Below are 10126 nucleotides of genomic sequence, written 5' to 3' on the forward strand. Positions count from 1 at the left end.
TTATATTTTATTAAAAAGCCATGCAACCAACGAACCAGGTCGGTTTTATCGGAAACTCATCCTCATTAATGGGTATTTTCGGATGTAAAATCAGCAAAGCTACCAGATCGCAGAACTCAAATTGGGCGAAAAGCATCCATTTTTCAGCTCTATCTATTAGGCTATTAATTAAATAAATATATTTTTCACCCTCTGATGTAAACAAGTTACAACCTGAGTATTCCGATCGGTTAGACTAGATACAGTTTAGTTAGAGTGAGTATTACAAGCTATGTTGACCCCTGCCGCGCCCCTGAAAAACCTTAATACCTTTGCTCTTTCCGCATATGCAACCCAGGTGGTGAGCGTAGAGTCTGTTTCTGCGCTAACTGCTGCCTGGAATGAAGCTAAAGCGTCAAATCAGCCAGTATTGCTATTAGGGAAAGGAAGTAACGTACTGTTTATTGAAGACTTCTCCGGTACGGTACTGCTAAATAGGATTAAGGGCATTCAGTGTAGAGAAGATGATACCGCATGGTATCTGCACGTTGGCGCGGGTGAAAACTGGCATCAACTTGTGTGCTATTCATTACAGCAGCAAATGGCAGGGTTAGAAAATCTGGCGTTAATTCCGGGATGCGTTGGCTCCGCACCGATTCAAAATATTGGTGCTTACGGCGTCGAGCTACAAAAAGTCTGTGAATACGTCGATTTGCTCGATTTGAATACTGGCGAAGTTCGACGCCTTTTGGCTGAAGACTGTGCTTTTGGCTATAGAGATAGCATTTTCAAGCATCGCTATGGTGAAGGCTTTGCCATTGTTGCTGTCGGCATCAAGCTGAATAAGGACTGGAAGCCTACCCTAGGTTACGGTGATTTAACTCGTTTAAATCCGTCGACGGTCACTGCTCGTGAGATTTTTGACTCGGTATGCGCAATGCGGCGGAGTAAACTGCCAGATCCTAATGTGACGGGTAATGCAGGTAGTTTCTTCAAAAATCCTATAGTCAGCGCAGAAAAGGCCGCGGAAATACTCCGAACCTATCCTACTGCTCCACATTATCCTCAGGCTGATAACTCGGTAAAACTTGCTGCCGGTTGGTTGATTGACCAATGTTCATTGAAAGGACACCGAATTGGCGGCGCTGCGGTGCATCAGCAGCAAGCTCTGGTTCTTATTAACCTGGATGATGCATCAAGCCAGGATATCGTCGATCTCGCCAGCCATGTACGCCAACAGGTTGCGCTTAAATTTGCCGTTTGGCTCGAACCTGAAGTGCGTTTTATTGCGGCTTCGGGCGAAGTTAATGCCGTGGAGAGCTTGTCGTGAAAGATACTACCGTTCCTTTAAGACTGATTGGCATGTTAGCTGATGGCGCATTCCATTCGGGTGAGCAACTGGGGGAAACTCTGGGCATGAGCCGCGCCGCAATTAATAAACATGTTCAGACCATTCGCGAATGGGGTTTGGATGTATTTACCGTTCCGGGGAAAGGTTACAGCCTGCCTGAACCTATTCAGTTGCTGAATGCAGATGCGATAGCCACTTATTTACCCGAAGGGAAAGTCAGTGTTTTGCCGGTCGTTGATTCGACAAACCAATATCTTCTTGATCGAATTAATGAACTCCAGTCAGGCGATGCCTGTGTGGCCGAATATCAGCAGGCCGGAAGAGGGCGACGTGGGCGTCATTGGGTTTCACCATTTGGGGCTAACCTTTATCTCTCCATGTTTTGGCGCCTAGAGCAGGGACCCGCTGCCGCAATGGGGTTAAGTCTGGTAGTCGGCATTGTGATGGCCGAAGTATTGAGAAAGCTAGGTGCGGCGGATGTGAAGGTCAAATGGCCCAACGACTTATACTTAAACGATAAAAAATTAGCCGGTATATTGGTTGAGTTAACAGGAAAAACCGGGGACGCTGCCCAGTTAGTTATTGGCGCCGGAATTAATTTATCGATGCGAGAATCATCGAATAACGTTATTAGCCAGGATTGGATTAATTTACAAGAGGCCGGCGTTTCTATCGATCGCAATAAACTCACCGCTGAGTTATTGAGTGAATTACGTCGCGCGGTTATTAAGTTCGAAAATGAAGGTTTAGGGGCATTTATTTCTCGTTGGCGAGAGTTGGATAATTATTTAGACCGGCCAGTTAAATTGATTATCGGTAACCAAGAGATATTCGGCATTGCCAGAGGAATAGATCAGCAAGGCGGTTTATTGCTGGAACAAGACGGTGATGTGAAGCCTTACATCGGTGGAGAAATATCTCTTCGCGGAGTTAATCCATAATAAATAGGGAGACTTAGCCTCCCTATTAAATTTATTTTCTCAACCGGACGCTTTCTACTGCGTGGTTAGCGCTTTTAGTCATTATTAAACTGGCGCGCTCACGCGTTGGTAGTATATTTTGCTTTAAATTCAGTCCGTTAATCTCTTTCCAAAGCTGAGTGGCAATCTTGATAGCCTCGGTTTCAGGCAACTGTGCATAGTTATGGAAATAAGAATTAGGGTTAGAGAATGCACCTTGTCGGAATTTAAGAAAACGGTTTATATACCAGTTTTGCAGTAATTCCTCTGGCGCATCGACATATATTGAGAAATCGACGAAGTCAGAAACAAATACATGATGAGGATCGTGTGGATAATCCATGCCGCTCTGCAACACATTCAGACCTTCTAAAATAAGAATGTCAGGTTGCTTAATAGTTTTATTTCCATCAGGGACAACATCATAAATCAGATGAGAATAGACGGGAGCTGTAACCTCGCTGGCTCCAGACTTAACCTCGGAAACGAATTTCACCAAATTATGCATATCATAAGATTGCGGGAAACCTTTCTTCTTCATTAACCCGCGTTCATTTAATACTTTATTTGGGTGAAGGAAACCATCAGTGGTGATCAGTTCAACGCTGCGATGCTCTGGCCAACGGCTTAGCAATGCCTGCAATAGACGCGCCGTTGTGCTTTTGCCGACGGCAACGCTACCTGCGATACCAATAATATAAGGAATACGTTGCCCATCGGTTCCTAAAAACTGCTCTAATACCGCCTGACGACGCAAATTAGAACTGATATAGAAATTGAGGAGACGGGACAAGGGTAGGTAGATCTGTGCCACTTCTTCCAATGAGAGGTCTTCGTTTATCCCTTTAAGATTAACGATTTCTTCTTCTGTCAGCGTCAAAGGCACTGAGTCGCGTAGGGCCGCCCACTGTGTGCGATCGAACTGTAGGTAAGGCGTCGCTAAAGATTGCTCTCTTTTTGTCATAAGCCAAATTCTGCCTGTAAACGCAGGTTGGGAAAGGCGCTGGACGCCAACTCCAGATAAGAAACAAGCTGCATATTATAGGCAGCTTGGTTTTTGGCGTAGAGTTTTTTGTTCGTGGCGAGCGATTTCTTTGACGTATGTTGGTATTCCGATCAATTAAGACTGTTTATGGCACCGTGGATATTTTTCACCCCACTGGGATGCGCAATTTAGCCGACAATTGAACTATATGACTGATTTGCCGCAAATAGCCGCTTGTAATAAATCGACGTTGGGTGGTAGCTACCGCTTGGTGTACAGGCATAGTCAGGGATTTCACCTATGCAACGGTATCCCTGCGCTTTATAAAATGATTCAGCAGATGAACCTGTTTGCGTATCTAGATAAAGCAAACCGCGGTGAAGTTGGTATGCCGTTTCTTCAACCTCATGCATCAATTTTTGTCCAATGCCCACTCGCCGGCAGCGACTGTGTACCAAAAGCTTCTGCACTTCTGCTCGATTAAGACCGTTGTCCTTCTGGCATAAACTTAGTTGGACAGTGCCAATAACGCCTGATTCATCACGGGCAATCCACAGCATTAACTCTCTGGTGGCAATGGCAGGACGCAAGCTATGAAAATACTGTTCTGCTTCTTCAGCTGGTAAATGTTGAGAGCTATAACCAATAGATGCGCCATGGGTGACCGCATCAATCAATAGAAGCGCCAATTCATTGCGATAAATAGGTAGAGTCGCTGCGTTTAACAAAACGATTTTCATTGGGTATACCTCATTGGTAAGTAAGCATTGGACGATAAACAGAAAAAACCAATGTATTGATGCTGAGAAAGCAAGAATTACGCCAATGCGAACTTACCGCGGCTTATGGGTATTTATTTTAATCTGATACTTTGTATGCACTTGAATGAGGCTGCGTGACACAAATTGGTGCGAATGGTCCGTTGTGATCTGTTTTTAAAATCGGCAATTCAAGGGTGACAAGTTAAGCCATTACGAATAATATTTGAACGTACATTGCTGGATAATACGTCACAGCGCGCAAATCTGTCTATTTTATGAGCGATAGAGCGAATTAAGCGATTTTTTTGTTGCATCGCAAGTCTGGTCTACCTAGAATGCGCTGCACTTGATGCCGGCATAGCTCAGTTGGTAGAGCAACTGACTTGTAATCAGTAGGTCCCGAGTTCGACTCTTGGTGCCGGCACCATTCAAGTACTTACAATTAGGTGGGGTTCCCGAGCGGCCAAAGGGAGCAGACTGTAAATCTGCCGTCATCGACTTCGAAGGTTCGAATCCTTCCCCCACCACCATATTTAACCTTGAGCCTTAGGTGATTCGAAGTAATGAATCGAGATAAGCGCTTGAGGGGAAGGTGAAAACCTTCGGCAAAGTTCGAGCCGAGCGAAGCAAGACAACAACGCAAAGCGGCGGCCCGAAGGGTGAGGAACGAAGTGATGAATAATCCTTATTCCACCACCATATTCAACTTTATGTGCCAAGGTGATTCAGGAAAATGAAAACCTGCCTGGCAAGTAAAGGGAAGGTGAAAACCTTCCAAGAGTGAAGAGGCCACGCCCTTCCTTTTAGATTCTGCAGATAAGTCAGGTAGCCGAGTTCCAGGATGCGGGCATCGTATAATGGCTATTACCTCAGCCTTCCAAGCTGATGATGCGGGTTCGATTCCCGCTGCCCGCTCCAAGATGTGCTGATATAGCTCAGTTGGTAGAGCGCACCCTTGGTAAGGGTGAGGTCGGCAGTTCGAATCTGCCTATCAGCACCACTTCTTCTTTCTCTCGCTCCCTTGATCTTCTTTCTGCGCTATGGATTCAGCAAGCATTTTGCTTGGTTGATGTGGTGAAACCACCGATTCCGTGTCTTAGAGGGACAATCGATGTCTAAAGAAAAGTTTGAACGTACAAAACCGCACGTAAACGTGGGTACTATCGGCCACGTTGACCACGGTAAAACTACCCTGACTGCTGCAATCACCAGCGTACTGGCCAAAACTTACGGTGGTAATGCCCGTGCGTTTGACCAGATCGATAACGCGCCAGAAGAAAAGGCGCGTGGCATCACCATCAATACTTCGCACGTTGAATATGACACCCCGTCTCGCCATTATGCGCACGTTGATTGCCCAGGCCATGCTGACTATGTGAAAAACATGATCACCGGTGCTGCTCAGATGGACGGTGCGATTCTGGTTGTTGCTGCGACCGATGGCCCAATGCCACAAACTCGCGAGCACATCCTGCTGGGTCGTCAGGTGGGCGTTCCTTACATTCTCGTCTTCCTGAACAAATGTGACATGGTTGATGATGAAGAATTGCTGGAATTGGTTGAGATGGAAGTGCGTGAGCTTCTGTCTCAATACGATTTCCCAGGCGATGACACTCCGGTTATTCGTGGTTCCGCGCTGAGAGCGTTGGAAGGCGAACCAGAGTGGGAAGCCAAAATTATTGAACTGGCTGAAGCACTGGACAGCTACATTCCACAGCCTGAGCGTGCAATTGATAAGCCGTTCCTGCTGCCAATTGAAGATGTGTTCTCTATTTCTGGCCGTGGTACCGTTGTTACCGGTCGTGTTGAGCGCGGTATCGTCAGAGTGGGTGAAGAAGTTGAGATCGTTGGTATCATCGATACCATCAAAACCACGTGCACCGGCGTTGAAATGTTCCGCAAGCTGCTGGACGAAGGCCGTGCCGGTGAAAACGTTGGCGTTCTGCTGCGTGGTACTAAACGTGATGACGTACAGCGTGGGCAGGTTCTGGCTAAGCCAGGTTCTATCAAGCCACACACCAAGTTTGAATCAGAAGTTTATATTCTGAGCAAAGATGAAGGTGGGCGTCATACGCCATTCTTCAAAGGTTACCGTCCTCAGTTCTACTTCCGTACTACTGACGTGACCGGTACCATTGAACTGCCAGAAGGCGTGGAAATGGTAATGCCAGGTGATAACATTCAAATGATTGTAAACCTGATTGCGCCAATCGCTATGGACGACGGCCTGCGTTTCGCAATCCGTGAAGGTGGTCGTACTGTAGGTGCTGGCGTTGTCGCTAAAGTTATTGAATAAGATTTGACGCGACATGCGGTAAAAGGGCATCATTTGATGCCCTTTTTCTACGTTGTGACACCAGAACCTATCTCATCAGTGGTTTTAGACTCATAATTATTGGTGAGATGGGCTCTGTCAGTACGGCGGATAGTGCTGAATGGTGCCGGAAATCTAGAGCATCTTTCGGTTTGGTTTGCTTCGCTACGCGAGGCAAAGTTGTTTGTTCTGAATCATAGTGACAGGTTGGTTTATGAGTGCGAATACCGAGGCTCAAGGGAGCGGGCGCGGCCTGGAAGCGGTTAAATGGCTAGTTGTTGCCGTCTTATTGGTTGCGGCAATTGTTGGCAATTATTATTACCGAGATTTCAGTCTTCCACTGCGCGCGCTGGCAGTTGTTGTAATTATCGCTGTTGCCGGTGCTGTTGCGCTGATGACGGTTAAAGGCAAAGCCACAGTAGCGTTTGCTCGCGAAGCACGCACGGAAGTGCGTAAAGTGATTTGGCCTACTCGCCAGGAAACGCTACACACCACGTTAATCGTTGCCGCGGTTACTGCCGTGATGTCACTGATTTTGTGGGGACTGGATGGTATCCTGGTTCGCTTAGTATCGTTTATTACTGGCCTGAGGTTCTAAGATGTCTGAAGCACCAAAAAAGCGTTGGTACGTCGTTCAGGCGTTTTCCGGTTTTGAAGGCCGCGTAGCTCAATCGCTGCGTGAGCATATCAAATTACAGGGCATGGAAGAGCTATTCGGCGAAGTCATGGTTCCGACGGAAGAAGTCGTGGAAATTCGTGGCGGCCTGCGTCGTAAGAGTGAACGCAAGTTCTTCCCTGGCTACGTTCTGGTCCAGATGGTCATGAATGACGCAAGCTGGCACTTAGTGCGTAGCGTACCGCGTGTGATGGGCTTTATCGGTGGTACTTCCGATCGCCCTGCGCCGATCAGTGATAAAGAAGTTGATGCGATCATGAATCGTCTTCAACAAGTGGGTGATAAACCACGTCCTAAAACACTGTTCGAACCAGGTGAACTGGTCCGCGTTAGCGATGGTCCGTTCGCAGACTTCAACGGCGTTGTTGAAGAAGTGGACTACGAAAAGAGCCGCTTGAAAGTGTCTGTTTCCATCTTTGGCCGTGCAACACCGGTCGAGCTGGACTTCAGCCAGGTCGAGAAAGGCTGATTCAATTTTCACCACTGGTTGAACTTTGAGTCTTGTATCAGGCGTGAAATTACACTATAATTTCGCGCCTTTTGTTTTTAGATGTCTGGCTCAGTCTTCCGACTTTGCGAGGCAAAACACGGGGAGCCTCACAACGAGGCGATACTACCCAAATCGAGGAAATCGTAAATGGCTAAGAAAGTACAAGCCTATGTCAAGCTGCAAGTAGCAGCTGGTATGGCGAACCCAAGTCCTCCGGTTGGCCCAGCACTGGGTCAGCAGGGTGTTAACATCATGGAATTCTGTAAAGCGTTCAATGCTAAGACTGAAAGCATTGAGAAAGGCCTGCCGATCCCTGTTGTTATTACTGTTTATTCTGATCGCTCTTTCACTTTCGTTACTAAAACCCCGCCAGCAGCAGTTCTGCTGAAAAAAGCGGCAGGTATTAAGTCTGGTTCCGGCAAGCCGAACAAAGACAAAGTAGGTAAAGTGACCGTTGCTCAGGTCCGTGAAATCGCAGAAACCAAAGCTGCGGATATGACTGGTGCTGACGTAGACGCTATGATGCGTTCTATCGAAGGTACTGCTCGTTCCATGGGCCTGGTAGTGGAGGGTTAATAAATGGCTAAGCTGACCAAGCGCATGCGCGTGATCCGTGACAAAGTTGATGTGACTAAGCAATACGATATCAACGAAGCTGTTGCCCTGCTGAAAGAGCTGGCTACTGCTAAATTCGTAGAAAGCGTTGACGTTGCCGTTAACCTCGGTATCGACGCTCGTAAATCTGATCAAAACGTCCGTGGCGCAACTGTATTGCCACACGGTACCGGCCGTTCTGTTCGCGTCGCTGTATTTGCTCAAGGCGCCAACGCCGAAGCAGCAAAAGAAGCTGGTGCTGAGCTGGTAGGTATGGACGACCTGGCTGATCAAATCAAGAAAGGCGAAATGAACTTCGACGTCGTAATCGCATCTCCAGATGCAATGCGCGTTGTTGGTCAATTGGGCCAAATCTTGGGCCCACGTGGCCTGATGCCAAACCCGAAAGTGGGTACCGTTACTCCTAACGTTGCTGAAGCAGTTAAGAATGCTAAAGCAGGTCAGGTTCGTTATCGCAACGACAAAAACGGTATTATCCACACTACCATCGGTAAAGTTGACTTTGACGCTGACAAGCTGAAAGAAAACTTGGAATCCCTGGTAGTTGCGCTGAAGAAGGCTAAGCCTGCTACAGCGAAAGGCGTTTACATCAAGAAAATCAGCCTGTCCACCACCATGGGCGCCGGCGTTGCTATTGATCAAAGCGGCCTGACTGCAGTAGTGAACTAATCACTATTTGCTTTTATCGCTTTACGTGGGCGTTAGGTTTGTCTAGAATCTTACGCCCATGGTTCTATTGACTACGGTTTAACCGTACCATGTGAACAACAGAATTTTTCGGTTGGAGCTTGGCCTATCCAAGCCTCCGTCCAAGACCGCAGGTGTTCTGCAAAGGACTTAATTTCCTGCGTAGACGGTGACAGAGCCTAAAGAAATTTTTTCTTTTTAATTAAAGAATTGTCTTTGCTGGATTCTGCTCACCGTGTTTCAACGCCCGTTAATGACATTGTTGTCGTAATTGGGTGATGTGAGTTCCGGGGAATTATTCTCCGGTTAATCCAGGAGCAAGAACTAATGGCACTAAATCTTCAAGGCAAACAAGCGATTGTTGCTGAAGTTAAAGAAGTAGCCAAAGGTGCGCTGTCTGCGGTTGTTGCGGATTCCCGTGGCGTAACCGTTGATAAAATGACTGAACTGCGTAAAGCAGGTCGTGAAGCTGGCGTTCACATGCAAGTTGTTCGTAACACCTTGCTGTCACGCGCAGTTGAAGGTACTCCATTCGAGTGCCTGAAAGACACGTTTGTTGGTCCAACCTTGATTGCATTTTCTAGTGAACACCCGGGCGCAGCTGCTCGTTTGTTCAAAGATTTCGCGAAAGCGAATGCAAAATTCGAGGTTAAAGCAGCAGCCTTTGAAGGCGAGTTAATCCCTGCGGCTCAAATCGACCGCCTGGCAACTCTACCGACCTACGAAGAAGCAATCGCACGTCTGATGGGAACCATGAAAGAAGCCGCTGCTGGCAAATTGGTTCGCACTTTGGCTGCGCTGCGTGATCAGAAAGAAGCTGAAGCGGCTTAATCGCCCTCTGTTTTTTCCGACACTGCTTTTTAACGTATAAACTATTTCTGTATTTTAGGAACACTTGTTATGTCAACTATCACTAAAGACCAAATTCTGGAAGGCGTTGCAGCTCTGTCTGTAATGGAAATCGTTGAACTGATCTCCGCTATGGAAGAGAAATTCGGCGTTTCAGCTGCTGCTGTTGCTGCAGGTCCTGCTGCTGCTGCTGAAGTTGTAGAAGAGAAAACTGAATTCGACGTTATCTTGAAAGCAATCGGCGCTAACAAAGTTGCGGTAATCAAAGCTGTACGTGGCGCAACTGGCCTGGGCTTGAAAGAAGCTAAAGATCTGACTGAGTCAGCGCCAGCTGCTCTGAAAGAAGGCGTGAGCAAAGACGACGCTGAAGCACTGAAAAAAGCACTGGAAGAAGCTGGTGCAGAAGTTGAAATTAAATAAATTTAATTTCAACTGTGCAGCCTAAGTTATAGGCTGATGG

General features: G+C 47.1%; 11 protein-coding genes, 4 tRNA genes and 1 other RNA gene. 14 read left to right on the top strand and 2 right to left on the bottom strand.

Annotation, left to right across the window (positions count from 1 at the left end; all coding sequences use genetic code 11):
• Positions 1-271 precede the first annotated feature (271 nt).
• Complete coding sequence (gene murB, locus DBA33_RS18485) at positions 272-1309, top strand: UDP-N-acetylmuramate dehydrogenase (RefSeq protein WP_064514264.1); 1038 nt, start codon at positions 272-274, stop codon at positions 1307-1309.
• Positions 1306-2271: a bifunctional biotin--[acetyl-CoA-carboxylase] ligase/biotin operon repressor BirA gene (gene birA / locus DBA33_RS18490; protein ID WP_064514262.1), complete on the top strand. Its 966-nt coding sequence runs from the start codon at positions 1306-1308 to the stop codon at positions 2269-2271. Before murB ends, birA begins: the two co-directional genes overlap by 4 nt.
• 31 nt (positions 2272-2302) lie before the next feature.
• On the opposite strand, the gene coaA is transcribed toward birA, so the two are convergent.
• Both coaA and DBA33_RS18500 read right to left on the bottom strand, forming a co-directional pair.
• Positions 2303-3253 (bottom strand): type I pantothenate kinase, encoded by a 951-nt coding sequence (gene coaA, locus DBA33_RS18495; RefSeq protein ID WP_064514260.1) that lies wholly within the window; start codon positions 3251-3253, stop codon positions 2303-2305.
• A gap of 209 nt (positions 3254-3462) precedes the next feature.
• A complete protein-coding gene (locus DBA33_RS18500; protein WP_120806956.1) occupies positions 3463-4014 on the bottom strand; it encodes a GNAT family N-acetyltransferase in 552 nt (183 codons plus the stop codon).
• A gap of 372 nt (positions 4015-4386) precedes the next feature.
• Here DBA33_RS18500 and DBA33_RS18505 point away from each other — a divergent pair.
• From DBA33_RS18505 to rplL, 12 genes are all read left to right on the top strand, one after another.
• Positions 4387-4462, top strand: a tRNA-Thr gene (locus DBA33_RS18505).
• Positions 4463-4480: 18 nt separating this feature from the next.
• Positions 4481-4565: transfer RNA gene (locus tag DBA33_RS18510), tRNA-Tyr, on the top strand.
• A 42-nt stretch (positions 4566-4607) separates the two neighbouring features.
• Positions 4608-4734: non-coding RNA, RtT sRNA (locus tag DBA33_RS18515), on the top strand.
• A gap of 144 nt (positions 4735-4878) precedes the next feature.
• Positions 4879-4953, top strand: a tRNA-Gly gene (locus DBA33_RS18520).
• Between the two features lie 6 nt (positions 4954-4959).
• A tRNA-Thr gene (locus DBA33_RS18525) sits at positions 4960-5035 on the top strand.
• Between the two features lie 111 nt (positions 5036-5146).
• The gene (tuf, locus tag DBA33_RS18530) at positions 5147-6331 is read left to right on the top strand and encodes an elongation factor Tu (protein WP_064514258.1); all 1185 of its coding nucleotides are present in this window, start codon (positions 5147-5149) and stop codon (positions 6329-6331) included.
• Positions 6332-6563: 232 nt separating this feature from the next.
• Entirely contained in the window at positions 6564-6947 is a 384-nt protein-coding gene (gene secE / locus DBA33_RS18535; protein ID WP_049602148.1) for a preprotein translocase subunit SecE, read from the top strand.
• Position 6948: 1 nt separating this feature from the next.
• The gene (gene nusG / locus DBA33_RS18540; protein WP_064514256.1) at positions 6949-7494 is read left to right on the top strand and encodes a transcription termination/antitermination protein NusG; all 546 of its coding nucleotides are present in this window, start codon (positions 6949-6951) and stop codon (positions 7492-7494) included.
• Positions 7495-7662: 168 nt separating this feature from the next.
• Positions 7663-8091 (top strand): 50S ribosomal protein L11, encoded by a 429-nt coding sequence (rplK, locus tag DBA33_RS18545; RefSeq protein ID WP_004722257.1) that lies wholly within the window; start codon positions 7663-7665, stop codon positions 8089-8091.
• Positions 8092-8094: 3 nt separating this feature from the next.
• On the top strand, positions 8095-8799 hold the full coding sequence (gene rplA / locus DBA33_RS18550) for a 50S ribosomal protein L1 (protein WP_049602152.1): 705 nt from the start codon (positions 8095-8097) through the stop codon (positions 8797-8799).
• Between the two features lie 345 nt (positions 8800-9144).
• The gene (gene rplJ / locus DBA33_RS18555; RefSeq protein ID WP_049602154.1) at positions 9145-9648 is read left to right on the top strand and encodes a 50S ribosomal protein L10; all 504 of its coding nucleotides are present in this window, start codon (positions 9145-9147) and stop codon (positions 9646-9648) included.
• A 69-nt stretch (positions 9649-9717) separates the two neighbouring features.
• Positions 9718-10086, top strand: a complete 369-nt coding sequence (rplL, locus tag DBA33_RS18560; protein ID WP_064514254.1) for a 50S ribosomal protein L7/L12 — start codon at positions 9718-9720, stop codon at positions 10084-10086.
• Positions 10087-10126 lie beyond the last annotated feature (40 nt).

Source organism: Yersinia sp. IP36721 (assembly GCF_003634395.1).
In the GTDB taxonomy this organism is placed as follows: domain Bacteria; phylum Pseudomonadota; class Gammaproteobacteria; order Enterobacterales; family Enterobacteriaceae; genus Yersinia; species Yersinia entomophaga.